General features: G+C 57.3%; 23 protein-coding genes and 2 riboswitches. Of the genes, 19 read left to right on the top strand and 4 right to left on the bottom strand.

Annotated features, from left to right (window positions below):
- Positions 1 to 146 precede the first annotated feature (146 nt).
- The gene (locus tag IDH41_RS16820) at positions 147 to 1142 is read right to left on the bottom strand and encodes a DUF1835 domain-containing protein (protein ID WP_190863022.1); all 996 of its coding nucleotides are present in this window, start codon (positions 1140 to 1142) and stop codon (positions 147 to 149) included.
- Between the two features lie 192 nt (positions 1143 to 1334).
- Here IDH41_RS16820 and IDH41_RS16815 point away from each other — a divergent pair, with 192 nt between their 5' ends.
- From IDH41_RS16815 to IDH41_RS16790, 6 genes are all read left to right on the top strand, one after another.
- Positions 1335 to 1781 (top strand): MarR family winged helix-turn-helix transcriptional regulator, encoded by a 447-nt coding sequence (locus IDH41_RS16815; protein WP_190863020.1) that lies wholly within the window; start codon positions 1335 to 1337, stop codon positions 1779 to 1781.
- 149 nt (positions 1782 to 1930) lie between these two features.
- Positions 1931 to 2332 (top strand): DoxX family protein, encoded by a 402-nt coding sequence (locus IDH41_RS16810; RefSeq protein WP_190863018.1) that lies wholly within the window; start codon positions 1931 to 1933, stop codon positions 2330 to 2332.
- Positions 2333 to 2406: 74 nt separating this feature from the next.
- Positions 2407 to 3357: a ring-cleaving dioxygenase gene (locus IDH41_RS16805; protein ID WP_190863016.1), complete on the top strand. Its 951-nt coding sequence runs from the start codon at positions 2407 to 2409 to the stop codon at positions 3355 to 3357.
- The gene (locus IDH41_RS16800) at positions 3354 to 3959 is read left to right on the top strand and encodes an alpha/beta hydrolase (RefSeq protein ID WP_190863014.1); all 606 of its coding nucleotides are present in this window, start codon (positions 3354 to 3356) and stop codon (positions 3957 to 3959) included. Before IDH41_RS16805 ends, IDH41_RS16800 begins: the two co-directional genes overlap by 4 nt.
- Before the next feature lie 30 nt (positions 3960 to 3989).
- The gene (locus IDH41_RS16795) at positions 3990 to 4610 is read left to right on the top strand and encodes a flavin reductase family protein (RefSeq protein ID WP_190863256.1); all 621 of its coding nucleotides are present in this window, start codon (positions 3990 to 3992) and stop codon (positions 4608 to 4610) included.
- 92 nt (positions 4611 to 4702) lie between these two features.
- The gene (locus tag IDH41_RS16790; protein WP_317890764.1) at positions 4703 to 6229 is read left to right on the top strand and encodes a glycine betaine uptake BCCT transporter; all 1527 of its coding nucleotides are present in this window, start codon (positions 4703 to 4705) and stop codon (positions 6227 to 6229) included.
- Positions 6230 to 6258: 29 nt separating this feature from the next.
- Here the strand turns inward: IDH41_RS16790 and IDH41_RS16785 are convergent, their stop codons facing one another.
- Positions 6259 to 6717, bottom strand: a complete 459-nt coding sequence (locus tag IDH41_RS16785; protein ID WP_190863010.1) for a hypothetical protein — start codon at positions 6715 to 6717, stop codon at positions 6259 to 6261.
- Positions 6718 to 7053: 336 nt separating this feature from the next.
- Positions 7054 to 7252: riboswitch (cyclic di-AMP (ydaO/yuaA leader) on the top strand.
- Between the two features lie 23 nt (positions 7253 to 7275).
- On the opposite strand from IDH41_RS16785, the gene IDH41_RS31810 reads away from it, so the two are divergent.
- The 7 genes from IDH41_RS31810 (at position 7276) to IDH41_RS16755 (ending at position 15306) form a co-directional block, all read left to right on the top strand.
- The gene (locus tag IDH41_RS31810) at positions 7276 to 7398 is read left to right on the top strand and encodes a hypothetical protein (RefSeq protein ID WP_263364587.1); all 123 of its coding nucleotides are present in this window, start codon (positions 7276 to 7278) and stop codon (positions 7396 to 7398) included.
- A riboswitch (cyclic di-AMP (ydaO/yuaA leader) is annotated at positions 7383 to 7565 on the top strand. (Overlaps the previous gene by 16 nt.)
- 128 nt (positions 7566 to 7693) lie before the next feature.
- Positions 7694 to 8098, top strand: a complete 405-nt coding sequence (locus IDH41_RS16780) for a hypothetical protein (RefSeq protein WP_190863009.1) — start codon at positions 7694 to 7696, stop codon at positions 8096 to 8098.
- Between the two features lie 124 nt (positions 8099 to 8222).
- The gene (gene kdpF / locus IDH41_RS32155) at positions 8223 to 8303 is read left to right on the top strand and encodes a K(+)-transporting ATPase subunit F (RefSeq protein ID WP_190863255.1); all 81 of its coding nucleotides are present in this window, start codon (positions 8223 to 8225) and stop codon (positions 8301 to 8303) included.
- Positions 8304 to 8351: 48 nt separating this feature from the next.
- Entirely contained in the window at positions 8352 to 10022 is a 1671-nt protein-coding gene (gene kdpA, locus IDH41_RS16770) for a potassium-transporting ATPase subunit KdpA (protein ID WP_190863007.1), read from the top strand.
- A 30-nt stretch (positions 10023 to 10052) separates the two neighbouring features.
- Complete coding sequence (gene kdpB / locus IDH41_RS16765) at positions 10053 to 12080, top strand: potassium-transporting ATPase subunit KdpB (protein WP_190863005.1); 2028 nt, start codon at positions 10053 to 10055, stop codon at positions 12078 to 12080.
- Between the two features lie 18 nt (positions 12081 to 12098).
- Positions 12099 to 12671 (top strand): potassium-transporting ATPase subunit KdpC, encoded by a 573-nt coding sequence (gene kdpC, locus IDH41_RS16760; protein WP_190863003.1) that lies wholly within the window; start codon positions 12099 to 12101, stop codon positions 12669 to 12671.
- A 295-nt stretch (positions 12672 to 12966) separates the two neighbouring features.
- On the top strand, positions 12967 to 15306 hold the full coding sequence (locus IDH41_RS16755) for a universal stress protein (RefSeq protein WP_190863001.1): 2340 nt from the start codon (positions 12967 to 12969) through the stop codon (positions 15304 to 15306).
- Between the two features lie 102 nt (positions 15307 to 15408).
- Here IDH41_RS16755 and IDH41_RS16750 read toward each other — a convergent pair whose 3' ends face one another.
- Positions 15409 to 16248: a carbohydrate ABC transporter permease gene (locus IDH41_RS16750; RefSeq protein ID WP_190863000.1), complete on the bottom strand. Its 840-nt coding sequence runs from the start codon at positions 16246 to 16248 to the stop codon at positions 15409 to 15411.
- The gene (locus IDH41_RS16745) at positions 16248 to 17138 is read right to left on the bottom strand and encodes a carbohydrate ABC transporter permease (protein ID WP_190862998.1); all 891 of its coding nucleotides are present in this window, start codon (positions 17136 to 17138) and stop codon (positions 16248 to 16250) included. Before IDH41_RS16745 ends, IDH41_RS16750 begins: the two co-directional genes overlap by 1 nt.
- Positions 17139 to 17289: 151 nt before the next feature.
- On the opposite strand from IDH41_RS16745, the gene IDH41_RS16740 reads away from it, so the two are divergent.
- From IDH41_RS16740 to IDH41_RS16715, 6 genes are all read left to right on the top strand, one after another.
- Entirely contained in the window at positions 17290 to 19149 is a 1860-nt protein-coding gene (locus IDH41_RS16740) for a sensor histidine kinase (protein ID WP_397328131.1), read from the top strand.
- On the top strand, positions 19142 to 20791 hold the full coding sequence (locus IDH41_RS16735) for a response regulator transcription factor (protein ID WP_190862994.1): 1650 nt from the start codon (positions 19142 to 19144) through the stop codon (positions 20789 to 20791). The genes IDH41_RS16740 and IDH41_RS16735 overlap by 8 nt, the downstream gene beginning before the upstream one ends.
- A gap of 131 nt (positions 20792 to 20922) precedes the next feature.
- On the top strand, positions 20923 to 22230 hold the full coding sequence (locus IDH41_RS16730) for an ABC transporter substrate-binding protein (protein ID WP_190862992.1): 1308 nt from the start codon (positions 20923 to 20925) through the stop codon (positions 22228 to 22230).
- 94 nt (positions 22231 to 22324) lie between these two features.
- On the top strand, positions 22325 to 24427 hold the full coding sequence (locus tag IDH41_RS16725) for a glycoside hydrolase family 36 protein (protein WP_190862990.1): 2103 nt from the start codon (positions 22325 to 22327) through the stop codon (positions 24425 to 24427).
- An 881-nt stretch (positions 24428 to 25308) separates the two neighbouring features.
- Positions 25309 to 25803 (top strand): transposase, encoded by a 495-nt coding sequence (locus IDH41_RS16720; protein ID WP_190862988.1) that lies wholly within the window; start codon positions 25309 to 25311, stop codon positions 25801 to 25803.
- Entirely contained in the window at positions 25800 to 26528 is a 729-nt protein-coding gene (locus tag IDH41_RS16715; RefSeq protein WP_190862986.1) for a DDE-type integrase/transposase/recombinase, read from the top strand. Before IDH41_RS16720 ends, IDH41_RS16715 begins: the two co-directional genes overlap by 4 nt.
- The last annotated feature ends 14 nt before the right edge of the window (positions 26529 to 26542 follow it).

Below are 26542 nucleotides of genomic sequence, written 5' to 3'. Positions count from 1 at the left end.
TTTCCTGTTGTAGTTTCAATATTTGAAATTAGCACCTTAACTTACGTTCAACTTAATTAAGTTATTTCAATTTTTGAAACTGACGGCTTTCATGCCGGCTAGTTCACGCAAGCTCCTGCCTCGCCTGACCCCGACGTCATGGTCGCTTACGCCCTCGCAATCACCCCCTGCGCTTCATCCCACCGCCATATAGGCGATCGTCCCTGAAGATGGACGCCTCCGTACCACCGGTCGATTCCGTTAAGCGCGATCCAGTCGGCTTCCCCGCTCGCCAGCTTCGCCCCAAGCGGCGTCAGCCGCACGCGGCGGGTGAGGAAATCGCCGGGCGCGTCGTGTAGCCCAGGGAAGCGGCCGTCCCCTTCGACGATGAGCATCGGATGCTCGGCCTCCGCCAGCAGGCGCAGGACGCGCCAGTATTGGATGTCGCCGAGTCCGAGTCCGTTCAGCCGGTCGCCGGTGCGCCGGAACAGCTCCAGCGTCCGGTCGACGCCCGCTTGAAGCAGCTCCAGCGTCGTCTGCTCGACGATGCCAAGCCCGTTATGTACCGAAGGGAAGCGGCGAAGATGGAGCAGGAACGCGTCATGCAGAAAGGCGAGCGCCGACGTATCCTTGGGAAGCAGCGCGGCCAGAGGCTGCGGCGTTCGCGATGCGTACGCCTCCCAAGCTTTCCTCCCGAGCTGCAGCTGCCGTTCCCCAATCTCGCTCCAAGTTCCCGCAAGTCCGGCCAATTGCCCGGCGGATAGCTCGCCCAGCCCGCGGAAGAGCGCCATGCCCGGATATTCGCCGATGCCAAGCAGGTGCAGCCTCGTGCCGCGCAGATCTTGCCCTGCGAACCAATGGAGCAAATAAGCGAGCATCGCTTGATCGAACAAGTCGTGCTCGAACCAGAGCACGACGTCGCCATGCCGGCGGAAGTCCGCGAGCCGCCGCTCCTGCGCCTCCGAGCCAAGCTGCCACTCCCGCACCGGAATGCCAAGGGCCTGCTCCAAATACCGGCCTCTGGCCGCTCGATGCTCCGGCAGCTCGGGCCGAAGGAAGACGGGGCCTTCCGAATAAATTTCCCGCCACGGGAGAACGTCGCCCGGTACGCCTCCCGCCTTCAGCTTCTCGGCGACGACGTCGCCGTTTACGATATGAAGCATGTTCATTTCGCCTCCTTTCCTCCGATTTTGAACGAACCGATAACCGGATGCAACCGTCCGGCATAAATCGAAACGGCCGGGCGCAAAATAATTTTGATAAAACATATTGACAATAGCATGAAATTGATTTATCTTTAAATCAAGATAATTAACTTAAAGATAAATGCGAGCGAGGGAAGGAGGGAAGCTGAGATGGCGGATGCGAAAGCGAACGATGCTCTGCAGCTGTTCATCGCGCTGTCCAGGGCGAGCCAATGGGTGAACGCGCATGCGGACCGGGACATTCGGCGGATGGGGCTGAACCGGACGGAGTTCGGCGTCTTGGAGCTGCTGTATCATAAGGGACCGCAGCCGCTTCAGCAAATCGGCGGGAAAGTGCTCATGAGCAGCGGCAACATTACGTACGTCGTGGATAAGCTGGAGAAGAAGCACATGGTGCGGCGCAGAGCTTCGACGGAGGACCGGCGGCTCATCTACGCGGAGCTGACCGAGCAGGGCGCGAAGTTCATCGAGGACGTGTTCCCGAGTCACGAAGCCGCGATCGGGGAGGCGGTAGCGGGATTGTCATCCGAAGAGAAGCAGCTGGCGAGCGTCCTGCTCAAGAAGCTGGGCAAGCACGCGCAGGAGCACTTTAAGTAGCCGATCATAGCGGAGAAGAAAAGCCGCTTTTTATGTTTCACCGCGAAACGTAAGCTCCGCCTCCAAAGACGGCGAAGCAGTTACGCATGACAAATATCTTAAATTAGAGATTCTTTAAATAAAATATTAATAAATTGGAGGAGTTTAAAATGAGTTTGGCACTTGGATTGTTGATCGTTCGTTTGGTAATCGGTTTGTTGTTCGTCGGGCATGGGGCGCAAAAGCTGTTCGGCTGGTTCGGCGGCTATGGACCGAAGGGGACGGGGAGCTGGCTGGAATCGATCGGCGTGAAGCCGGGCGTCGCGATGGCTGTCGTGGCCGGATTGCTGGAGCTGACCGGCGGTTTGCTGTTCGCAGCGGGACTGCTGACGCCGCTCGCCGCCGCATTCATCGTCGCAACGATGCTCGTCGCGATCGCGAAGGTGCACGGCAGCAACGGCTTATGGGCGACTGCGAACGGTTATGAATATAATCTTGTTCTGATTGCCATTGCTATAGGTGTCGCATTAACGGGCGCAGGCGCTTATTCCTTGGACGCTTTGATCTGGTAATCCGATTAGTCATCCGTCAATAAGCAAGTATCGCTTCAGTCAAACGTTCGATAAAAACGAGGAGAGTGGAAGTCATGACAACACCAACAGCGGGTATTCACCATATTACGGCATTCGTTCGGGATGCGCAGCGAACGGCCGATTTCTATGCAGGCGCGCTTGGCCTTCGCTTGGTCAAGAAGACGATCAACTTCGACGCTCCGGAGGTGTACCATCTATACTTCGGCGACGAGGCGGGCAGCCCGGGCACGATCATTACGTTCTTCCCTTTCCAGCAATCGCGGAAGGGACGCATCGGCGGCGGACAGGTCGGAGTGACGACCTACCTCGTGCCCGAAGGCGCCTTCGGCTTCTGGCAGCAAAGGCTGGCGAAGCTGAACGTCGCGGCGGAAGTAACGACGCGGTTCGGCGAGACGTATCTGGCGTTCGAGGATCCGGACGGCTTGAAGCTGGAAATCGTCGAACGCCGCGAGGGCAGAGCGAGCGCATGGTCGTTCGGCGGCGTGCCGGCCGATAAGGCGATCAAAGGGTTCGGGGGCGCGATTCTGTACAGCACCGCTCCCGCACAGACGGCCGATTTGCTCGTAAACGTGATGGGGCTGACCAAAGTCGGGCAGGAGGGCGCCTATATGCGCTTTCAATCGACGGCCGATATCGGCAACCTGATCGACGTCAACGTGACGCGGATGGAGGCCGGCCACGGCGGAGCGGGCACCGTTCACCATATCGCTTGGCGGGCGAAAGACGACGAGGAGCACGAACGTTGGAGAAGCCATGTCGCGGGCAGCGGGTATCAGCCTACGCCGATCGTCGACCGGCAGTATTTCAAAGCGCTGTACTTCCGCGAAGCAGGCGGCATCCTGTTCGAAATCGCCACGGATCCCCCGGGCTTTGCCCGTGATGAAGAACCGGCTAAGCTCGGCGAGAAGCTGATGCTGCCGGAATGGTTCGAGGCCAGTCGCGGCCAGATCGAGCAGCTGCTGACTCCGTTCGAGGTCCGGGTATTGGAGGAGGATAAACAATGAAGCATATATTCAAGCAAGGCGATAATCCGAATGCACCCGTACTGCTGCTGCTGCACGGTACGGGAGGAACGGAGCGGAACCTGCTCCCGCTCGCGGACCGGCTGTCGCCCGCGTCCTCCGTTCTCAGCGTAAGGGGGAACGTGCTGGAGAACGGCATGCCGCGCTTCTTCCGCCGGCTGGCGGAAGGGGTGTTCGACATCGAGGATTTGCGGTTCCGCACGAAGGAGCTGCATGCGTTCCTGGACGACGCGGCGGCGGAGCGCGGCTTCGACCGCGCGAACGTGGTAGCCGTCGGCTATTCCAACGGCGCCAACATTGCCGGAAGCCTGCTCTTCCACCATAAAGGCTCGCTAAGAGGCGCGATTCTCCATCATCCGATGGTTCCGGATCGCGGCGCGGACATTCCGGATCTTGCCGGGGTGCCGATCTTCATCGGAGCGGGTACGAACGATCCGATCTGCGCGGCGCAGGAGACCGAGGAGCTGGAGCGGCTGCTCGGCGGAGCTGGCGCCTCGGTAGAGGTGCACTGGGAGCGTTACGGCCATCAATTGACCGGCACCGAGGTAGCCGCTGCGGAAGCTTGGTTCAAAAAAACGTTCTGACGCCAGGTGAGGCGAGAGAGGATGGAGACGATGGGCGTCCTATCGATTGACCCTGCAAGCCAGAGCGCGCAGGACAACTACAAGCTGTTGATCGGCGGCATCATTCCGCGGCCGATCGCCTTCGTAACGACGCTGTCGGGCGAAGGGGTATGGAATGCGGCGCCGTTCAGCTTCTTCAATATCGTAACCGCGAACCCGCCGATGGTGTCGGTATCGGTTCAGCGCAAGCCGGGCGGCGTACAGAAGGATACGGCCCGGAATGCGGCTGACGCCGGCGAGTTCGTCGTCCATATCGCCGACGAGCGATATATCGAGGCGATCAACGTAACGGCCGCGAGCCTGCCGCCGGAGAAGAGCGAGGCGGAGCTGGCGGGCTTAACGGCCGTGCCGAGCGAGAACATCCGTGTTCCCGGCGTAGCGGAGGCGAAGATCCGCATGGAATGCGTGCTGGAGCGGTCGCTGCCGCTTGGCGGCACGGACGAATCGCCCGCCTGCGACCTGCTCATCGGCCGCGTCGTACGGTTCCACGTCGACGAGTCGCTATACGAGAACGGGCGCATCGACGCGGCGGCGCTGAAGCCGGTAAGCCGGCTGGCCGGCAGCGATTACGCGAAGCTCGGGGAGCGGTTCTCGCTCGAGAGGCCGGGCTGATCGAATAAGGCGAATAATAAGGAGCATCCGCTGCGGATGCTCTATATTTTTGCCGTTCGGAGGGAAAGCTACCGGAATAAGGGGGAATGAAAGTGGTCCTGTATATTTCGGTGGCGATTATCGTCGTATTCGTGCTTTGGGGCGCCTTCATGCCGTCTCAGCTGGCCGATACGGCAGCGATAGTGTTTCAATTTGCGATCGATTCGTTCGGCTGGTTCTATCTGCTCGCGATGTTCGGCTTCCTTATTTTCTCGCTCGCGCTTGCTTTCGGCAAATACGGGCGGATCAAGCTCGGCGACGACGACGATGAACCTTCCTATTCCTTATTCGCCTGGTTCGCGATGCTGTTCAGCACGGGCATGGGAATCGGGCTCGTATTCTGGGGCGTAGCCGAGCCTCTGTCGCACTTCCTTACCCCGCCGGAGGGGGTGGCCGGGGGGACGGCGGAGGCCGCCCGCGTCGCCATGCGTTACTCCTTCTTCCATTGGGGGCTGCATCCGTGGGCGATCTATACGGTTGTCGGCTTGATTCTGGCGTACCATCAATTCCGCAAAGGGCGGAAGGGGCTGATCAGCTCGACCTTCTATCCGCTGCTCGGCCCGCGCGCGGAAGGGCCGATCGGCAAAGCGATCGATACGCTCGCCATCATCGCGACCGCCTTCGGCGTCGCAACTTCGCTTGGCCTCGGCGCGCTGCAAATCAACGGCGGCTTGAACGCGATGTTCGGCCTCAGGAACGGTACCGGCCCGCAAATCTGGATTATCGCGATCGTGACGGTATTGTTCATGCTGTCGGCGACAACCGGCTTGGACCGGGGCATCAAGCTGCTGAGCACGACCAATCTATGGATTGCTTTCGCGCTGCTCGTCTTCGTCTTTCTGGTCGGGCCGACCGCCTTTATTCTGGATACGTTGACCTCGACGCTCGGCTTCTACGTTCAAAACCTCATCCAAATGAGCCTGCGCCTGTCTCCGTTCTCGCAGAGCAAGTGGATCGGCGACTGGACGTTGTTTTACTGGGCCTGGTGGATCGCCTGGGCGCCTTTTGTCGGCACCTTCATCGCCAGGGTGTCGAGAGGAAGAACGATCAAGGAGTTCGTGCTTGGCGTGCTGCTCGTGCCGAGCTTGCTCGGCTTCCTCTGGTTCTCCGTATTCGGGGGTACGGGGCTTCATATGGAACTGTTCGAGAACGTGCCGCTCGCGGCCGCCGCCGAGAAGGACGTGACCTCCGCCTTGTTCATGACGCTGAAGCAGCTGCCGCTCGGCATGATCGCCTCCGGCATCGCGACGCTGCTGATCGTTATTTTCTTCATCACCTCCGCCGACTCGGCCACCTTCGTCCTAGGGATGCTGTCGCAGCAGGGCAATCCGAATCCGACGAACAAGGTGAAAATCACCTGGGGCGTTCTGCAATCGACCATTGCCATCGTCCTTCTGGTCAGCGGGGGATTAAACGGGCTACAGACTGCCTCGATCGTGACATCGCTTCCGTTCGCCGTCATTATTGGCGGCATGTGCGTCGCGCTGCTCAAGTGCTTGAGCGAGGAGGACCGGGAGCACCGGAAGCGGGAGAGAAAGCGGCAGAAGAAGCTGGATCAGCTGATTGCCGAGAGCGAATAGACGCCGATCGGGACCGGGCCTGCCGGAAGCTAGAACGAGAAATAAGCCTGCGACAGGCCGATCATGTACGAACGCTCCAAGGAGGCGTCGACGTCTCTTGGCCCGGACGGGCGGCTTTGGAGCGTGCCGGCCAAATCCGACAGCGCGGCTAGCGCGAGCTGCATCCTGTCTTGTCCCCATGCCTCATTCTTGCCTTGCGCGTAAAGCACGGCGTCTGGGATGGAGAGTCCTTTCAGCCTCATGAAGACGGCCGCCCAATGCGTGATATCCATGGTTTGCTTCGTGCAGGGCAGGATCGATTCGCTCCAGCCCCTGACGCCGCCGCCTGAAATTTTAAATATAACGAACATACATGCGCGGTCGCGTTCGGGAATCGCGTCTCCGAACCATTTGGCATCCATCCGAAAGATTTCCATGGAGCCGATCTTGCAGTCGCTCGTCATACTATTTTCATTTATACCGGATAACGGCTCGGAGTATCCGTTCATCGCGTTCATCTCCTTGCGTCCTTTTTTGAGTTGAATATACGCTTACGGACTTGAGGAGTAAACCGCGATGCAAGGATGGATCGGGTCGTTTAAGGCGCCGCCGGGCAATGAAAGCGGATGCATCGGGGAGAATCATTTATTTGCTATCGAAATGACGGGATTCGCTCCGTTTTTTAGATAATCGAAGAAATAGAGAGCATTCAATAGCAAACCGGAGATCGAATCCCGCTTGATCGTCTACGCCGTCCAAATAAGCTTGAATTGAGCTATAGCATTTCTTTACAGATATAAGCTGCGGGAGTATGATTCATTTCATGAATTGAAAAACAAAGTTTCTTTGAAGGATCGCTTAATTTCCTTGTCCGGCAAGGAAAGCGGGGGAACCATTGAAGCGATGCGCGAGCGGTGTGAGAGCCGCCTGCCGTATCGCATGGGGTGAATCCCGGTACGGATACCATGGCATTCCGTACCGGGTAGGGCGACTCTCACCGCCCGAATCCGACAGCTAACCTCGTAAGCGTGGAAGGGCAGCTTGCCGCTGCCTCAGGAGAGAGGATGATGAAACTTGTGATCGGGACGCTGACCACAGGGTTTATACCTCTGTGGTTTTTTGCTGCCTTTTTTGAAAAAGTAAAGATCCATTTGCAGAAAAAACGATGGGATAAACATCTTTATCGCTGAGTCCTTGAATGGAAAAGGAACGGGGGAACCGACGGAACGCGAGCCTTCAACTATAAGAAGCTCGCGGCTCCATGGGGTGAATCCCGGAAGCGCGGCCGCTTCCGGGTAGGGCGACTCTCACGCCCGAATCCGACAGCTAACCTCGTAAGCGTATGGAGAGAGGCAACGATTTTGTCGTGCTTGGTCTGACACGGTTTTCTTTTCCGTGCCGGCAGGAAGCCGCGAGAAGAGCCCTCTTCGCGCAGGCTTCTTTTTTTGTTGCCTCTCCGGAGAGAAAACAGGAGGAGATACCCGGATGTTGTACGCAGATGACGAAAGGATTCTGGTCTCCGCTCCGAATCGGGCGGGGGAAAATTTCATCAGAACGCTGAGGGCGAAGCAATTGCCGTTCGCGGCGCTGGTCAGCAGCAGCAGGCAGCAAAAAAGCATGGAAAGCTTGGGAGTAAAACCAATTATTTACGTGGATACTACAAAGCACGATAGCTGGATCATACCCGATTACCCGATCGGGAAGGTGTTTATTTTCGAAGATTCCTTGCCCTTGTGCTGCCGTTATATTCAGATCTGCAGAGGATGGACATCGAAGGCGATGTACGTCATCTCCCATCGGGGGAATCCGAGGATGGTGTATCGGGGATTGGGCGCGAACCACGTCGTTTTTGCCAACAGTGAAGATGTTTCCTATTTAATCGAAGCCTGATGAGGAGGTCGAATATACAGATGCTGGACGCCTTAATGGTTGCGAGCGTTATTGTTCTTGCGGCGATTGCGGTCGGTTTGATGAGTTGGGCCGGAAGCGTGATCTCGGAAGGAAGTGAGAAGCGATGATAGGGGGACTTGCCGTTATCGTCGTCGCGATGTTTGTTTATCTTGCCTACGTATTGATTAACCCGGAGAAATTTTAATTTCGCAACCTTCCATTCGGAAGGACGAAGCAGGAGGCATGCGTTAAGATGGTTACCGCTATTTCGATCGGCATTACGCTTTTGCTCGTATTGCTGCTTGCGAGGCCAATGGGGCTGTACATGGCCAAAGCTTTTGATTACGAAACGACGGGATTGGATAAATGGTTTCTGCCGCTGGAAAAGCTCATCTACGGCATTGGCGGCATCCGGAGGGAGAACCAGACCTGGAAGCAATATGTGCTTGCGATCGTGATGAGCAATACCGTCATGATCCTGCTTGTTTTTCTAATCTTCCGGTTTCAGGGGAGTCTGCCGCTGAATCCGAGCGGGATTCCGGGCATGGAGCCGACCTTGGCGTTCAATACGGCCATCAGCTTTATGACGAATACGAACCTGCAGCATTATAGCGGAGAAAGCGGATTGTCGTATCTTTCTCAAATGGTTGCCATCGTATTCATGATGTTCGCGGCTCCCGCGACGGCTCTGGCCGCGGTCATTGCGTTCATTCGCGGAATGGCCGGCAAGCCGCTCGGCAATTTCTTTGTCGATTTGACGCGCTCCATTACCCGGATTTTGCTGCCGATCTCGTTTGCGGCTGCCCTTGTTTTTATCGCCTTGGGCGTTCCGCAGACGCTGGAGCCGACAGCCGTTGCCACAACGGTCGAAGGAGCGGCGCAGGAGATTGCCCGCGGGCCGGTCGCTTCGTTTCTATCCATTAAAGAGCTGGGCAATAACGGCGGCGGCTATTTCGGAGTAAACTCCGCGCATCCCCTCGAGAATCCGAACGCTTTAAGCAATATGCTTCAAATCCTGCTGATGCTGCTCGTTACGACGGCCACTCCGTTCACCTACGGCAAGATGGTAGGGAACGCGAAGCAAGGACGCGTCTTATTCGTTTCGATGGCGATGATGTTCATTGTCTTCCTCGGGATTTCCTTGACCGCCGAGTATGCCGGCAATCCGGCGTTGAATGCGCTTGGCATTCAGCACGAGCAAGGCAGCATGGAAGGGAAGGAAGTCCGGTTCGGGGTCGCGCAATCCTCCTTGTATTCCGTGGTCACGACCGCATCGGAGACCGGCGCGGTCAATACGATGCACGACACGCTGACTCCGATCGGCGGATTGATCGCCCTCTCGAACATGATGCTGAATACGGTATTCGGCGGCATGGGGGCGGGCTTCCTGAACGTATTGATGTATACGATGATCGCCGTCTTCTTGTCGGGTCTTATGGTAGGACGGACGCCCGAGTTTTTGGGCAAAAAAATCGAAGGCAAGGAAATGAAGCTGATTGCGGTAACGATGCTGTTCACGCCGATTCTGATTCTGGCGCCGACGGCGCTGGCCTTGTTCACGAATGCGGATACGATCTCGAATCCGGGTTATCATGGGCTGACGCAAGTGATGTACGAATATACTTCATCGGCGGCCAATAACGGATCCGGCTTCGAAGGATTGGGGGACGCGACGCCGTTCTGGAATATTTCCACGGGCATCGTCATGTTCCTGGGGCGCTATTTGTCCTTGGTCACCTTGCTTGCCGTTGCGGGATCGTTGGCGGCGAAGAAAGCCGTCCCCGAAACCGCGGGTACTTTCCGGACGGATACGGGCTTGTTCGCGGCCGTATTTCTGGGAACCGTCCTGATCGTGGGCGCGCTGACGTTCTTCCCGGCCATCGTGCTTGGACCGGTTGCCGAACAATTGACTTTAACGCCTTAAGATAAGCGTTTATTTGGAGGAATGACGACGATGAGTCCAAAAAAATCGATGATGGATGCGGCTTTGATCCAAAAAGCGATCCTGCAAGCGTTCTATAAACTAGATCCCAGGGTAATGATCCGCAACCCCATTATGTTCGTGGTAGAGGTAGGCTTCCTCATTACGTTGTTTCTCATCTTCGTGCCGGACGCATTCGGAGGGACCGTTTCCACCGGGTTCAATGTCGCCGTCGCTTTGATTCTGCTCTTCACCGTCCTGTTCGCGAACTTTGCGGAGGCGCTGGCGGAAGGAAGGGGCAAAGCGCAAGCCGATACGTTGAAAAAGACGAAAAAAGAAATAACGGCCAATAAGCTGGTCGGAAGCGACATCAAGCAAGTCCCTTCGGCCGAGCTTCGGAAAGGCGATATCGTGCTGGTTTCCCAAGGGGAGATGATTCCCGGCGACGGGGAAGTCGTCGAGGGGCTTGCATCGGTAGACGAGTCCGCCATTACGGGCGAATCCGCTCCGGTCATCAAGGAAGCCGGAGGCGACTTCAGCTCGGTTACGGGCGGTACCCGCGTCGTCAGCGACCGGATCAAAGTAAAAATAACGAGCGATCCCGGAGAGTCGTTCCTGGACCGGATGATCTCGCTCGTCGAGGGCGCCAAGAGACAGAAAACGCCGAATGAAATTGCCCTTAACACCGTGTTGACGAGCTTAACGCTGATTTTCCTGATCGTTGTCGTGACGCTGCCGTTTTATGCGGACTATTTGGAAATACGGCTTGAAATCCCCGTTCTCATCGCCTTGCTCGTTTGTCTGATTCCGACGACGATCGGCGGCTTGCTCTCCGCGATCGGGATCGCGGGGATGGACCGGGTCACGCAATTCAACGTGCTCGCCATGTCGGGCAAGGCGGTCGAAGCCTCCGGCGATATCAATACCATCATTCTCGATAAAACCGGCACGATCACCTTCGGCAACCGGATGGCGAGCGAGTTTATCCCCGTCGGGGACGCCGCGGCGGAGACCGTGGGTTCATGGGCGGCGATCGGCTCCGTGCGGGACGAAACGCCCGAAGGCCGGTCCGTCCTCGAGCTGATGAAGAAGCAGGGCATTCCGTATGACGCGGCCGCGGCGGACGGAGCCGAATTTATTGCGTTCAAGGCGGAGACCCGGATGAGCGGCATGGATCTGAAAGACGGACGCAAAGTTCGCAAAGGCGCGGTCGATGCGGTGAAGAAGTGGGTCGTGTCGCAAGGAGGCGTTATACCGGCAGATCTGGATAAAAAAAGCGACGCCATTGCCTCCGCAGGCGGAACGCCGCTCGCCGTAGCCGTCGACGATACGATTTACGGGCTCATTTATTTGAAGGATACGGTAAAGCCCGGGATGCGGGAGCGCTTCGACGAATTGCGCAAAATGGGAATCAGAACGATCATGTGTACGGGCGATAACCCGCTTACGGCGGCTACCATCGCGAAGGAAGCCGGCGTAGACGATTTTATCGCGGAAAGCACGCCGGAGGACAAGATCGCGGTGATCCGCGGCGAGCAGGCGGAGGGCAAGCTGGTCGCGATGACCGGCGACGGCACCAACGACGCTCCGGCTCTCGCCCAAGCGGACGTGGGCATCGCGATGAACAGCGGCACCGTTGCCGCCAAAGAAGCGGCGAATATGGTCGATTTGGATTCGGACCCGTCCAAAATCATCGAAGTCGTCGCGATCGGCAAGCAGCTGCTTATGACAAGAGGGGCGCTGACGACGTTCAGCATCGCCAACGACATCGCCAAGTATTTCGCGATTATCCCGGCGATGTTCATGCTCGCTATTCCGGAGCTGGAAATTTTGAACGTCATGAAGCTGGGCTCTCCGAATTCGGCGATTTTGTCGGCGCTGATCTTCAATGCCGTCATCATCCCGCTGCTCATTCCGCTTGCGATGAAAGGGGTCGCTTATAAAGCGATGAGCTCCTCGGAGCTGCTGCGGCGGAATCTTCTGATATATGGCCTCGGAGGCGTGCTCGTTCCGTTCGTCGGCATTAAGCTGATCGATATGGTCATTCATCTCTGGGTGTAAAGAAAGGATGGAACAAGTATGAGCCTATTTCTAATTTCCGTAAGATGCACCCTGATTCTCATGCTGCTGTTCGGGCTCGGGTACAATCTGCTCGTCACCGGGATTGCCCAAGGCTTGATGCCGGGCAAAGCGGACGGAAGCTTGATTTATAACCGGAATAACGAGCTCGTCGGCTCCGAATTGATCGGGCAAGCCTTCGCCGACCCGAAATACTTTACCGGCCGGGTGTCCAGCATCGATTATAACGGGGCGGGTTCCGGCACGCCAAACTATGCGCCTTCCAACGAAGATATGATCAAGCGGACCGCGGAAGCGGTCGAGGCGTGGAAAACCGATAATCCGGACGTCCCGGTCGGCGAGCTTCCTATCGATCTGATCACCAACTCGGGATCGGGTCTGGACCCGCATATCAGTCCGGAGGCCGCAGAGGCGCAAATTCCCCGGATCAGCAAATTGACGGGCATTGCCGAAACGCAGCTGGCAGACCTGGTTCGCAAGCATACGTCCGGCAGGCAGCTTGGTTTTCTTGGCGAGCCGACCGTTAACGTGCTGAAATTAAACTTAGAGCTGGATGCCAAAATGAATCAATAATAGAACGCCCGCCCCTTCTATGCCATACCGGGGGCGGGATGTTCGGTTTCGCTCCATTTGTTCACCCATCGGAAGGGGATTTTCTCATGATCACGATATTTTCATTTTCGTTTATTACGATTTTTGTCGCCGTACTTTTCTTGTCGTACTTATTCGGGAACAGCAGCCAGCCTCGGCATAAAATGTTAAAACAAAGACTGATCTATTCGTTCGTTCCGGCCATGCTCTTGTCAGCGGCCATCACGATGGTTCTGAGATGAAGGCAACCTACAAGTCGCGAAGGATGACGTTATAAATGGAAAGTTTCAAGCGGAAAACGCCCGAAGAAATTTTAAAGTCCATCGCCAAGCTTCATTACGGACGGTTAAAAATTTTGATCGGCGCGGTAAGCGGCTCCGGCAAAACGTATCATATGCTGCGGGAAGGGCAGGCGCTCAAACAACAAGGGCTTGACGTCGTGACTTGCGCGGTCGCCACGAACCGAAGACCGGAGACGGTGGAGCAAAGGGCCGATCTGGAACGGGTGCCGAGCATCCATTGGACGAGGGACGGCAAGGAACGGAGAGACCTCGACCTGGAGGCGCTGCTGCGGCGGAATCCGGAGGTGGTGCTCGTGGACGGTCTGGCCCACCGGAACCGTCCCGATGCGCGATTCCCGTCGCGGCTTGAAGATATTCAGTTTCTTCGCAGCCGCGGAATTAGCGTCATTACGACGGTCAACGTGTACGAACTGGAAGGCGCCGCCGGAATCGCGAAGAAAATGACCGGTATTGAAGCGGAGGAGACGGTTCCTTCGGATACATTGGACCTCGCGGACGAAGTGAGACTGATCGACGTAACGCCCGAGACGATACTGGGACGCATGGCAGGCGGCGGCGCTCCCCTGAATCAAGACAAGGCGGTATTCAAAAGAGGCAACTTGGCCGTCCTTCGCGAGCTCGCTCTCCGTCTGGTTGCCGAAGACGTGAACGAAACGCTCGAGAAGCATCGGGAGGAGATGGGGTTCGTCGGACCTTCCGGCGCAACGGAACGAATATTGGTCTCCGCCCAATATCATTGGAACGGCTCCATCTATGTCCGCCGCGGCCAACAAATCGCCAAACGGCTGAACGGCGAGCTGCTCGTCGTCACTTTTGTGGATAAAGAGAAGAAGCTGGGCAAGGAAGCGGAAGCCTTCAAGCGATCCATCGTCAAATTGGTCGAAAAAGTCGGCGGCGCATTCGAAGAGCTGCCCTTGTGTTCGCGCAGGGAGCTTCCGGAAATTTTGGTGAAATACGCATTGGAACATAGCATTACCCGCATCGTGCTGGGCCATTCCAAACAGACGAGATGGCAGGAGTTTTGGCAAGGCTCGATCGTCCATGATCTATCGAACAAGACGAGAAACATCGATGTGTTCGTTGTGGCGGACCGAGCGGAGCACGAAGGGGAACGAATTATGCCGGTCAAGGTGAGAAGCCCCAGGAACGGCGAGCTTTATCGCCGCCTAAGCACGACGGAAATGACGGAGAGAGTGGAGAAAATCAAGCGGGGCCACTTCAAAGTATACATCGGAGCGGCGCCCGGCGTAGGAAAAACCTACACGATGCTTAGAGAAGGCAACGATCTGCTGCACAAAGGCATTGACGCGGTAATCGGATTGCTGGAGACGCACGGACGCAAGGAAACGCTTGCCCAGGTGGGCGATCTCGAGACGATGCCGCGCAAGGTCCACAGCTACCGGGGGGCGAATCTGGAAGAGCTCGATACGGAGGCGATTCTGCAAAGGTCTCCCGAGGCGGTGCTGATCGACGAGCTGGCTCACACGAACGTGCCGGGAAGCAAAAACAAAAAACGGTACGAAGACGTCATCGAAGTACTGGATGCCGGAATATCCGTTATTTCCACCGTAAACGTGCAGCATTTGGAGAGCCTGAACGACGCCGTGGAGCAAATTACCGGGATCCGGGTCAGAGAGACCATTCCCGACCATATTCTTCGAATGGCGGACGAAGTCCAGCTGATCGACGTGGCTCCCCAATCGCTCCAGGAGCGTATGAGGGAAGGCAAAATTTACGCCATGGACAAAGTCGATCAGGCGCTCGGCAATTTTTTCAAATCGGGTAACCTTATTGCTCTCAGGGAGCTTGCGCTGCGGGAAATTGCCGACGACGTGGACGAGAGGCTGGAAGCCTGGGAGCGCAAAAGCTCGCTCAGGGGGCCTTGGCGGCGCCAGGAAGTGATCTACGTATGCGTCGAATCAACGCCCCAAGCGGAACGATTGATACGGCGGGGCTTTCGTATCGCCCACCGGCTCAAAGCGGAGTGGTACGTGACCTGCGTGAAGCCCGCCGACGAGCCTTTGACGGACGAGATCGCCATTAGGCTGGAATCGATAAGAAAGCTGGCGAACCGGCTCGGCGGAACGTTCGAGATTCTGAAGGCAACAAACCGCAAAGGCGTCGCCGGCATTCTCGTCGACAAAGCGAAGGCATACAAGGCTACCCAGATTATCCTGGGCCAATCCAAAGCGACATTATGGCAGCGGCTTCGAAGAGGCTCTATTCTGAAGAAGCTGCTCCGTGCGGCGCGTCATGCGGATATCCTGGTCGTCGCCGATTATGAGCCGATGAACCGGAGCCGTCATCGGGATTAACGGGCGGTGTAGGCGTTGCGGCGCGGAAGCAGGCGCCGCCGTAACAAGACAAACAGCAGCTCCTGGCCGGAATGGCCGACGGAGCTGCTGTTTGTCTTTGCATTAACCTTTCACCGCGCCGGCGACGACGCCTTTGACGATGTACTTCTGCAGGAAGATGAACACGACGATCGAAGGCAGCACGGCCATCACCATCGCGGTCATCGCGTATTGCCAGTCCGACGTGTATTGTCCGACGAAGGTGTACGCGGCCAGCGTCAGCGTCTTCGTGTCCGGCGAGCCGTTCACCATGAGGAGCGGCAGCAGGAAGTCGTTCCAGATCCACATGACGTCGATGATGACGATCGTCGCCGTGACCGACTTCAGCAGCGGGAAGATAACCAGGAAGAACAGCTTGAAGCCCGATGCGCCGTCAATCTTCGCGCTTTCGTCGATCTCCTGCGGTATCCCCTTCACGAAGCCGTGGTAGATGAATACCGCGAGCGGGGCGCCGAAGCCCCAGTACAGCAGGCCGAGGCCCCAGGTGCTTTCGGACAGGTTGATGTTCTTGGCCAGCTGCAGCACCGTCAGCATGATCGACTGGAACGGGATGAGCATCGGCATAATGCACAGCATGTACAACAGCGCGCTCCAGCGCGATTTCGTCCGGGCCAGCTTATAGGCCGCGATGGAGGAAACGAGGATGATGCCGGCGAGCCCGAGGCCCGTAATGACGAAGTTGTTCAAGAACAGCTTCGGATAGTTGATGAACGACCATACGTACGAGTAGTTCTCGAAAGCGAGCTGCTTCGGCAGCGCGATGACGTCCGTCATGACCTCGCCGAAGCTCTTCAGCGAGTTGTTGATGGCGAGGAACAACGGATAAAGGAACACGAGCGAGAGAAGCACCATAACGATCTCGAGCGTGATGCGTCCCGCCTTTGCTTTGCTGCGTTTATTCATTAAGCCTCAACCTCCCTGCGCTTGAAGAGCGTCAACTGAATGATCGTTACGATCAGCACCGCGACGAACAGAATGAGCGCCTTCGCCGTTCCGTAGCCGTACAGGTTGTTCTGGAACGTGTCGCGATAGATGTCGTATGCGATGCTGTACGTCGTGCCGCCGGGACCGCCGCCGGTAAGTGACAGAATGACGTCGAACACCTTGATGGAGTTCGTGAGCGCCATAAAGACCGAAATTGTGATCGACGGCGCGAGCAGCGGCAGCGTAATGCTGAAGAAGCGTCTGAGCGGGCCGGCGCCGTCCACGGTCGCGGCCTCCTTCAAATCGTCCGGCACGGATTGCAGGCCGGCGATGTAAATGACCAGATAGAAGCCGATCGACTGCCAGATGGATACGAACAGGATCGAGATGAACGCCAGCCCCGGCTCCCCGAGCCAGCTCATTTCGAAGATGCCCCAGCCCGTGCTTTCCGCAAGCGATTCAAACCCCTGCATGAAGATGAACTTCCAGATGAAGCCGACGATAACCAGGCTGAGAATATACGGGATGAAGAACGCGGCCCGCAGCCATGACGACGTTCTCAGCTTCATATCGAGCACGACGGCCAGCAGAATCGCCAGCACGTTCACCAGCACGATATACAATACGGCGTATTTGACCGTAAACCACGCTGAGTTCGCGAAGTTCGCGTCGCCCATGAAAATTTGCTTGAAGTTATCGAGGCCGACGAATGTCGGATGCTTGGAAATGCCGTTCCATTTCGTCAAGGAATAGCGAATCGTCATCGCGAACGGGATATAGAAAGCGACGGCGATACAAATTAATACCGGCAAGGTGAAGATGCCGAATTCGAGCTTCTCTCTCCACTTTCTTACAAATGCGTTAAACATCGAAGCACCTCTCTTTATTCGCAGTTCGTGTACGGACCCCCAGTCCGACCGCCTACACAACCAATCGGGTTCGGCTATAATGTGTATTATAATGGAGCGGCCAGAGAGCAAAAATGGATTTAACAAAACAGTTAGGGGTAAAAAGGTGAACTTGAATGTTGTCGGAAGAAAAGCAAGCTCCGTCTTGCATAGCGCCGTAAAGGCCGCGAGGGGAATCGGCGAGCGCTTGTCGAGAAAGCTCGTGAACAAGCTTATTTTGCTATTCACGACCATTATTATTCTCGTCGTCGGCTCGCTTACTTTTATTTCGTACCAGATGCTGCAGAAGGAGTCCGTCGCAAGCAGCATCGCGAGCACGTCGAACAACCTGCTGCTCGTCAACCAGAATCTGGAGGAATACCTGGCCGACATGGAGCAGCTGTCGCTGCCGCAAATCCGTTACGACGAAATCGTCCACGCCATCAACCATGAATCGGAGGATTACGCTTCGCGAATGTACGTGGAGGATTATTTGCGCGAGCTGTATTATTCCCGGCAGGACCTGGAGGCTATTTATTTGTACGTCGTCAAGGAGAAGAAGTACTACGCTGTGACCAAGGAGAACTACAACATTACGGTCCGGACGGGAACGGACGCGGTCGTCGAGAGCTTGCCCTGGTACGAGAAGGCGATGAAGAGCCCGTTCAACCGCTCGTACCAGTCGTTCGTGCTCCCGGGCGCGGAGCCGGGCTATAGCCTGCAAGCGGAGAACAGCTTCATGGCCTATCACCGCGTGCTGCGTTCGATCGTTACCCGCGAGCCGCAGGCGGTGCTGTCCTTTTATTACGACTCGTCGGTCAGGGATGAGATTCTGAAGGACATTCCGTTCGGCGAAGGCCAGCATCTGCTGTTTCTGAGCCCGGATAACGAGCCCTTCTACGCGGACGAGCCTTCGGTCTACGAAGCGATGGAGAAGGCGGCTCTCGCGGGAGAGCTTAAGGGCGGAGGCGACGGCAGATTGACCTGGTCCATGGGGGAGCAGAAATATCTCGTCGTCTATGACGTGGGAGAGCGCGAGGGATGGAAGCTGGTCAAGCCGATTCCTTATTCGCAAATATACGAGGCGGCGACGACGACGAGAAACTTGAGCTTCGCCATCGGCGTCGCGTTTCTGCTGCTGGCCGTCATTCTCGTCACCTACTTCTCGAACGCAATCACAAGGCCGCTCAAGAAGCTGTCCTTCCAGATGAACCGGTTCAGCGCGGGGGACTTCGACGCGGAGGCGGAGGTGGTCGGCCGGGACGAGATCGCCTATTTGTCGCGCCATTTCAACCAGATGGTCCGAAGGACGAACGACTTGATCAACGAGCGGTACAAGATGAAGCTGGTGGAGAAAAACGCCATTCTGAAGGCGCTCGAGGCGGAGATCAATCCGCATTTTCTGTATAACGCGCTGCAGGCGATCTCGACGAAGGCGCTCAAGCACGGGAAGGACGACATCGCCGACATGGTCGACGCGCTGGCCTTGACGCTGCGGTACTGCATCAGCGGGAAGGATATCGTGAAGGCGAGGGAAGAGCTGAAGCATATCGAGCATTACTTGTCGCTGCAGAAGGCGCGCTTCGGCGCCAGGCTGCAGGTGACTTACGACTGGGACGAGGCGCTCATGGAGCTGGAAATGCCGAAGCTCTCGATCCAGACGCTCGTGGAGAACGCGATCAAGCACGCGCTCGAGAAGGTGTCGAGCACGATTACGATCGGCATTCGCGCGAGGCTGACGGAGGAATACGCGGTCATCTCGGTGCAGGACAACGGGCCGGGCTTCACGCAGGAGCGGCTCGAGCAGGTGCTGGCGTCGTTCCGGAGCGGCTGGGAGGAGCGGGAACGCGAGGGCGAGAGCATCGGCCTCGTCAACTTGCATACCCGACTGAGGCTCCTGTACGGCGAGGAAGCGGAGCTGGCCATCCGAACGGATAAGACGGTCACGGAAATGGAAATGTTATTACCGCGGGGAGGTGTGAATCATGTATAGGGTGCTTATCATAGACGATGAAGAGCCGCTGCGCGAAGCGATACGTATACTCGGCGATTGGAAGGGACTCGGCGTCGAAGAGGTGCTGGAGGCGACGGACGGCAAGGCCGGGCTCGACATGCTGAAGAAGCACAAGATCGACCTGGCGATGATCGATATGAAGATGCCGGAGCTGAACGGGATGGAGCTGCTGCAAATCATCGAGCGCGACTATCCGGAACTGCTGACGATCGTGATCAGCGGCTATAACGATTTTGAATATACGCGGCAAGCGATCCGCTCGAAGGTGGTCGATTACTTGCTGAAGCCCGTGAACCGAGCCGACCTGAATCAATCGCTGCGCAAGGCGATCGACGTGCTGGAAGCGAAGCGCAGGAAGGAGAGCGAGTTCATTAACCGGAACATTACGCTGAACATGTCGCTTCCGCGCCTGAAGGAGAAGGTGTACCTGTCGATCATCGAGCGGAGCTTCAAGAGCCAGACGAACGAAGCGTTCCTCCCCCTGATCGGAGCGGACGACCCGGGCAACCGGTTCATGGCGGTCTCGCTGCGCGTCCTTAATTTGGAGCAGGTTCGCAAGAACCGGTTTCACGGGGATACCGATCTGCTGCATTTTGCGGTAGCGAACGTCATCGACGAGATCGCCGGCGACCATTTCGACGCCTTCAGCTTCGCCAGCCCGAAGCAGGAGCGTGAGCTGATCGCCGTCCTCACGGTGAAGGGCGGCTACCGCGAGGACATCGCCTACCGCTCCATGCAGCAAATGAACAAGGCGGCCGCGACGCTGAACGGGCTGCTGGGCATCATCGCCGCCATCGGGGTCGGTCCGAGCTATGCCGACGCGATGGCGATCGCCGATTCCTACGAGGCGGCGAAGGCGGCCGTGAGCGGCATCGACCTGGCGAAGCTGAAGGGGCCGGCGGTGACGGACGGCGCGGGCCAATCGGCTTCGGCTTCGGCCAAGGAGTCCCAGTCGCAATCGCTGACGGGCCGCATGGCGATGATCCGTAGCGCTCTCGAGAACGGCAACCCGCAGAGCGCCAAGACCATTTTGCTCGAAATCGTGCATCGTCTCCGGGCGCAGGACGGCTTCAGCTTCGGCGACGCCGACCGGATGCTGCGCGAGCTCGTCATTCTGCTGAACGACGCGGCGCTGGAGCTGGGCGCGGCGCGGGAGCGGCTGCCGATGAGAGGGGAGCAGGAGCTTCTCCCGCTCGGGATTTGCACTGATTTCGTCTCGATCGGGCAATACGAGGAGCTGCTGCAGCGCATCGTCGACTATTACGGCGGGGAAATCCGGAAGGCGCAGAAGGCGAATCAGCCATTCGATGCGGGGGATATTAAAGACTACATCGACAATCATTATTTCGAGGATATCAAAATATCGATGTTCGCCGACAAATACTTTTTGAGCAGGGAATACTTAATGAAGCTGTTCAAGCAGCAATTCGGCTGTGGCATTCACGAGTATGTGCAGAAGGTTCGAATGGATAAAGCGAAGGAGCTGCTGGACGATTCCTCCTTGAAGATCCAGGACATTTCCGAAATGCTGGGCTACAAGGACAAAAACTATTTCAGCAAGGCATTCCGCAATTACTATTCGCTCTCCCCTTCGGAATACCGAGCGGGCGGCAGTGGCTAAAAAGCGAACCGGCTTGAAGGACTTCGCTTTTTTACCCTTAACTATTCACTTATGTGCATTCTTATCCTGTTTCTGATTCCTTACAATAGACACCGTAGACAACATTCAACAAGGGAAATGGGGGCACGACCATGAAAAAGAAATTTCTCTCCATGTCGGTAAGCTTGGCGCTCGTCGTCGGCATCCTGTCGGCTTGCGGCGGAAATAACACGGCAGGAAACGAAGGCGCGGCGGGCAACGGCGAGGCGGATCCCAACGCTCCGGTGACGATCAACATGTTCACGGCATCGCCGGAATATACGGACGCCTTCAACGCGTACATCGCCGAATACAAAAAAGTAAAGCCGAACGTGACGATCAACCTTGAAATTATGCAGGCTGACTACAATACGGTGTTGAAGTCGAGAATCGCGGCGGGCAGCACGCCCGACGTGTTCCAGACGACGGCCGGCGGCGATATCGACACGTTCGCGGAATATAGCGCGGACTTGACGAACGAGCCGCTTGCGGCGGCGATGACCGACGCCGTGAAGACCAACATGAGCTCCTCGGACGGCAAAGTGCTCGGCCTTCCGGTCAAAGGCAACCTGATGAGCATGGTGTACAACAAGAAGCTGCTTGCGGACGCGGGCATTACCGAAGTGCCGAAGACGACGGCCCAAATGGAGGACGCGATCGCGAAGCTGGAAGCCAAGGGCATTACGCCGTTCGCCAACGCCTACAAAGAGTGGTGGGTATGGAAGCACATCTTCCAAAACTTCGTGAACGCGGCCGCCGAAGACGCGGGCACGACGCCGAAGGAGCTCGTCGGCAAGTTCATCGCCGGCGAAACGACGATCAAGGATCATCCGGTTCTGTACGACAACTTCTTCAACTTCATCGACATGACCGTGGAGCACGGCACGAACAAGCCGCTCGAGCGGGACAGCAACGCCGAAGTGAGCGACTTCGCCTCCGGCAAAGCGGCGTTCATGACGGGCAAGGGCGCATGGGACGAAGAGGCGATCAAGAAGATCAGCCCGGACATCGAGATCGGCATCGTCGGCTATCCGGTCAGCGACAAGCCGGAGCAGGCGCTGCTCGTGACGGGCGCCGACCAAGCGCTTCGCATCAACAAGGATTCCGCGGCGGCGAAGGAAACGATCGCGTTCTTCAACTGGCTGTACACGTCCGAATACGGCAAAAGCTGGTTCTCCGACGTAGCGAAGGTTATTCCTCCGATCAAGGACGCTCCGCTTCCCGATCTGGATATGCCGAAGCAAATGGAAGAAATTCTGAAGACGGAAAAATCCGGCGACCTGACGGTGAACTACTCGCTCGATACGTTCCACCAAAAATTCGGCGAGCTGATGCAGGCCTACATCGGCGGAAGCAAGTCGAAGGATCAGGCGATCACGGAAATTCAGCAAGCCTGGACGCAATTCGGATCCGCGCAATAACGGTTCGATAAGGAGGGAAGCTTAACTCGGCGCGATATCCGTGCCGGGTTAAGCTTTTTTAATAAGCAATTCACTGTGGAGAGGATGGCAAACGATGAGTAAGAGGATTGAACTGGCTGAAAATGGCCTTCATCTCGTTATTGAAGTGACGGAGAGCGGCGACGTCTTATTTCTTCATTTCGGCGCGCAGCCGTATGACCCGGCTATGCTCGGGGGTAGCCAGAAGGCGGGCTTCCGGCTGATGGAGCTGCAGCTGACCGGCGAGGACCGCGCGGAATACCACGGCCGGACGCACCGGGCGTCGTACCCGGGACTGCGCATGGTTTACGACGGACATGCCGATAGGCGGGAAGCGCTCGGCCGCAAGCTGGAGCTCCGGCTGCGCGACGAGGCGACCGGCCTTAAGGCGACGCAGCACATTCAGTTCTATAACGGCGTGCAAACCGTTCGCTGCTGGGTCGTGCTGGAGAACGAAGGGGAAGCGCCGGCCGAGGTGGAATACGTCTCGTCGTTCGCGCTGACCGGTCTCGACAAAGAAGGCGCACAGGATCGCGACGAGAAGATGCGGCTGTACGTGGCGCATAACGGCTGGCAGAGCGAGCTGCAATGGCGCTCATACAAGCTGCCCGAGCTCGGGATGTCGCATCTCAAGGACCGGGGCTCGAAGCGGGTGTCGTGCAGCAACACCGGCTCCTGGTCGGCGGCCGAGCATATTCCGATGGCGGTGCTGGCGAACGAGGAGGCCGGGACGAGCCTGTTCTGGCAAATCGAGCATAACGGCTCGTGGCATTGGGAGATTATCGAGCAGTCGGATCTGCTGACCGTGCTGATCGGCGGACCGACGGAGCATGACAATCATTGGTGGCTCAGCCTCGCGCCGGGCGAGCGGTTCGAATCGGTGCCGCTGGCGGTCGGATCGGTCGCCGGAGGCTTCGAGGAGTCGATTGCGCAGCTGACGGCGTACCGCCGCCTTATCCGCAGGCCGAACGACGACAACCGGCTGCTTCGGGTTATTTTCAACGATTACATGAACTGCCTGTGGGGCGACCCGACAACGGAGAAGCTGCTGCCGCTCATCGACGCGGCCGCCGACGTCGGGTGCGAATATTTCTGCATCGACGCGGGCTGGTATGCAGCCGGCGAGTGGTGGGACGGCGTCGGCGAATGGCTGCCGTCCGGCGAGCGGTTCCCGGAGGGCATCAAATATGTGCTCGATTACATTCGCGGCAAGGGGCTTATTCCCGGCCTGTGGCTGGAGCTCGAGGTGATGGGCGTCAACAGCCCGAAGCTGGCGGAGACCGACGACAGCTGGTTCTTCATGCGGCACGGCAAGCGGGTGAAGGACCGCAGCCGCTACCAGCTCGACTACCGCAATCCGAAGGTGATCGCGCATGCGGACGAGGTCATTCGGCGGCTGGTTGAGGATTACGGCGTCGGGTACATCAAGATGGATTACAACATCAATGCCGGCATCGGGACGGAGACGGACGCGGACAGCGTCGGCGACGGCCTGCTTCGGCATAACCGCGCTTACATGGCCTGGCTCGACCGCATCTTCGCGCGGTATCCGGAGCTCGTCATCGAGAACTGCTCGAGCGGCGGCATGCGGATGGATTACGCGATGCTGAGCCGGCACAGCATTCAATCGACGAGCGACCAGGAGGATTACGTCAAGTACGCGGCGATCGCGGCGGCTTCGCCGGCGGCGCTGACGCCCGAGCAATCCGCCGTCTGGTCGTATCCGCTGCGCGAGGGCGACGACGAGGAGGTCGTCTTCAACATGGTGAACGCGCTTCTGCTTCGCGTGCACCAGAGCGGGCACTTGGCCGAGCTGAGCCCGCGGCGTAGAGCGCTCGTGAAGGAGGCGCTCGACTACTACAAGTCGATTCGCGCCGACATTCCCGAAGCGCTGCCGTTCTGGCCGCTCGGCCTGCCGAAGCAGCAGGACGACTGGGTCAGCTTCGGCTTGCATGCCGGCGACCGGGTCTACGTCGCGGTATGGCGCACCGGCGGCGAGGCGGCCGAGGTAGAGCTGCCGCTTGAGCGGTGGCGGGGGCGCGAGCTGACCGCGCGCTGCGCCTATCCGGCTGAAGCGCCAGGCACGGCGTGGCGCTGGCTTCCGGCGGAGGGCGCGCTGCGGGCGAGCCTGCCGGCCGGCAGGACGGCGCGGCTGTTCGAGCTGCGCGCGGAAAAGTAACGATACATTGGCGGCGGAGCTGTAGGAGCTCCGCCGCTTTCTTTGGGGGGAGTGGAGTGCTCGGCTGGCCTTCGATTTGGTTGAGTTGGATAGCCTAGCTTTTGCTTGCTTTGGGTTGGCTTTGCTCGAACTGGTTCCGTAGGATGCGTTGCCTGACTTGCTTCACTTCACACACCATCACTCAACTTTACATCACCCTCACACACCCTCACCCACCACCACTCAACTTCACACTCCTTTCCGATACTTACCTACTGGTTTCATTTGATTCGCTCCTTGACTTGGCCCGGCTCGGGTTGAGTCGGCTCGGGTCGGCGTACCGCGGCAATTTCCGGCTCTGATTCGTTTGGCTGTATTTTATCCAATCAAATGGTACAGATCGTCCCCAAAGAGCGGGTTTGAATGGATTTTTCCAGTCAAAAAAACGGATTTCGCATGTATGTGGGGGTTTCAAGCGCTTTTGCCTGTATGAAATCCATTCAAACGTTCCAAAGGAGGCTCGTATTCGCTATTTGACTGGATATTTCCACTCTAAGTGAATGCGGAGGGGAGAACGGGGTACGTGGTAGTAGGATGGAGAAGCCAACTCCTTACGAGAGCGGGGATGAGCTTGGCAGAACGGCTGCGGTGCGGAAAGGATGACGAGTGTTGCGCGGCAGCATGGCGGCGATGGGGACATGGCAGTTGAGCGCGCAACTTGGTGAAGGTGCGGATAGCAAGGCAAGTGTTGCATGGCAGGACGGCTGCGGTGAGGAAAGGATGGTGAGTGTTGCGCGGCAGCATGGCGGCGATGGGGACATGGCAGTCCCCCTCTGTCAGAATAGTTGTCGTACCCCTTAAATGAAAGTATAGTGGGGATAACGAGGACGAGGTGAGAGACAATGAACCAAGTGAATGAGAAGTTGAAACAGAGCATTGTACAACGAATGCTGCCCCCGAACAACGAATCGGTTAGTCGGATTGCCAAGGAAAGCGGTCTATCGGAGACGACGCTATACAAATGGAAAAAGGCGGCGAAGGACCAAGGGATGACGATGAACGGTGATGTGTCACCTGAGCGATGGAACACGCGTGAGAAGTTCGCCATCGTCATCGAAACGGCAAGCTTAAGCGAAATCGAGTTAGCAGAGTATTGTCGGACAAAAGGGTTGTTCGTCGAGCAGGTTGAAGCATGGCGTGATGCCTGTATGCAAGCCAATGGCGGAGTTACCGCGCAGGCGGGCAAGCTGCAGAAGGAACTGCGCACGAAAGAGCAAGAAAACAAAGCCTTAAGCCGAGAGCTTAAACGTAAAGAAGCAGCGCTCGCTGAAGCAGCCGCCTTGTTGGTGCTGCGAAAAAAGGCCCAAGCGATTTGGGGGGACCAAGAGGACGAATGATCAGTGCCTCAGATCGCAAGGAAGCTATCACACTGATTCAAGAGGCGGTCGCCGCCGGCGCAAGAGAAGCCTTTGCTTGCAAGGAACTCGGACTGACGCAGCGGACACTGCAACGCTGGCGTAAGCAAGGCGGCGCCAAGGACGGACGTCCTAACGCCATGCGGCCAGCGCCTGTCAACAAACTGAGCGAGACGGAAGAGCAGCAGGTGCTGAATATTCTTCAGCAGCCGCAAAACAGGAGCCTGCCGCCAAGCCAGATCGTGCCTGCTCTGGCTGACGAAGGCATCTATATCGCCTCCGAATCAAGCTTCTATCGAATCATGCATAAACATAATCAACAGCATCATCGCGGGCGTAGCAAGAAGCGCACAGCAAGGCCGCTTACCAGCCATGCTGCGACCGGACCGAATGAAGTATGGATGTGGGATATTACCTGGCTGCCGGGGCCTATAAAGGGGCTGTTTCTCTACCTGTATCTCATATTGGATTTGTACAGCCGTAAAATCGTAGGCTGGGAGATTTGGGAGGAAGAGTCGGCTGAGCATGCCAGTCAGTTGATTCGTCGCACCGTCATTCGAGAGCAATGTGTGATCCGTCAGCAACCGCTCGTGCTTCACTCGGATAATGGAAGTCCGATGAAGGGATCCACGTTACTATATAGACGGTACTCAAGATTCATAGTTGAATGCATAGCCTATCTACGGTCTTCATTGGTGTCTTGTTAATTTCATTAATAAAG

It is taken from the genome of Paenibacillus arenilitoris (genome assembly GCF_014705655.1).
GTDB lineage: Bacteria > Bacillota > Bacilli > Paenibacillales > Paenibacillaceae > Pristimantibacillus > Pristimantibacillus arenilitoris.
This window is presented reverse-complemented; position numbering and strand designations above follow the sequence as displayed.

Coding starts and splice junctions, on each gene's coding strand:
- IDH41_RS16820 (WP_190863022.1), bottom strand. CDS start 1,142: ATGCTTCATATCGTAAACGGCGACGTCGTCGCCGAGAAGCTGAAGGCG.
- IDH41_RS16815 (WP_190863020.1), top strand. CDS start 1,335: ATGGCGGATGCGAAAGCGAACGATGCTCTGCAGCTGTTCATCGCGCTG.
- IDH41_RS16810 (WP_190863018.1), top strand. CDS start 1,931: ATGAGTTTGGCACTTGGATTGTTGATCGTTCGTTTGGTAATCGGTTTG.
- IDH41_RS16805 (WP_190863016.1), top strand. CDS start 2,407: ATGACAACACCAACAGCGGGTATTCACCATATTACGGCATTCGTTCGG.
- IDH41_RS16800 (WP_190863014.1), top strand. CDS start 3,354: ATGAAGCATATATTCAAGCAAGGCGATAATCCGAATGCACCCGTACTG.
- IDH41_RS16795 (WP_190863256.1), top strand. CDS start 3,990: ATGGGCGTCCTATCGATTGACCCTGCAAGCCAGAGCGCGCAGGACAAC.
- IDH41_RS16785 (WP_190863010.1), bottom strand. CDS start 6,717: ATGAACGGATACTCCGAGCCGTTATCCGGTATAAATGAAAATAGTATG.
- IDH41_RS31810 (WP_263364587.1), top strand. CDS start 7,276: ATGAAACTTGTGATCGGGACGCTGACCACAGGGTTTATACCTCTGTGG.
- IDH41_RS16780 (WP_190863009.1), top strand. CDS start 7,694: ATGTTGTACGCAGATGACGAAAGGATTCTGGTCTCCGCTCCGAATCGG.
- kdpF (WP_190863255.1), top strand. CDS start 8,223: ATGATAGGGGGACTTGCCGTTATCGTCGTCGCGATGTTTGTTTATCTT.
- kdpA (WP_190863007.1), top strand. CDS start 8,352: ATGGTTACCGCTATTTCGATCGGCATTACGCTTTTGCTCGTATTGCTG.
- kdpB (WP_190863005.1), top strand. CDS start 10,053: ATGAGTCCAAAAAAATCGATGATGGATGCGGCTTTGATCCAAAAAGCG.
- kdpC (WP_190863003.1), top strand. CDS start 12,099: ATGAGCCTATTTCTAATTTCCGTAAGATGCACCCTGATTCTCATGCTG.
- IDH41_RS16755 (WP_190863001.1), top strand. CDS start 12,967: ATGGAAAGTTTCAAGCGGAAAACGCCCGAAGAAATTTTAAAGTCCATC.
- IDH41_RS16750 (WP_190863000.1), bottom strand. CDS start 16,248: ATGAATAAACGCAGCAAAGCAAAGGCGGGACGCATCACGCTCGAGATC.
- IDH41_RS16745 (WP_190862998.1), bottom strand. CDS start 17,138: ATGTTTAACGCATTTGTAAGAAAGTGGAGAGAGAAGCTCGAATTCGGC.
- IDH41_RS16735 (WP_190862994.1), top strand. CDS start 19,142: ATGTATAGGGTGCTTATCATAGACGATGAAGAGCCGCTGCGCGAAGCG.
- IDH41_RS16730 (WP_190862992.1), top strand. CDS start 20,923: ATGAAAAAGAAATTTCTCTCCATGTCGGTAAGCTTGGCGCTCGTCGTC.
- IDH41_RS16725 (WP_190862990.1), top strand. CDS start 22,325: ATGAGTAAGAGGATTGAACTGGCTGAAAATGGCCTTCATCTCGTTATT.
- IDH41_RS16720 (WP_190862988.1), top strand. CDS start 25,309: ATGAACCAAGTGAATGAGAAGTTGAAACAGAGCATTGTACAACGAATG.
- IDH41_RS16715 (WP_190862986.1), top strand. CDS start 25,800: ATGATCAGTGCCTCAGATCGCAAGGAAGCTATCACACTGATTCAAGAG.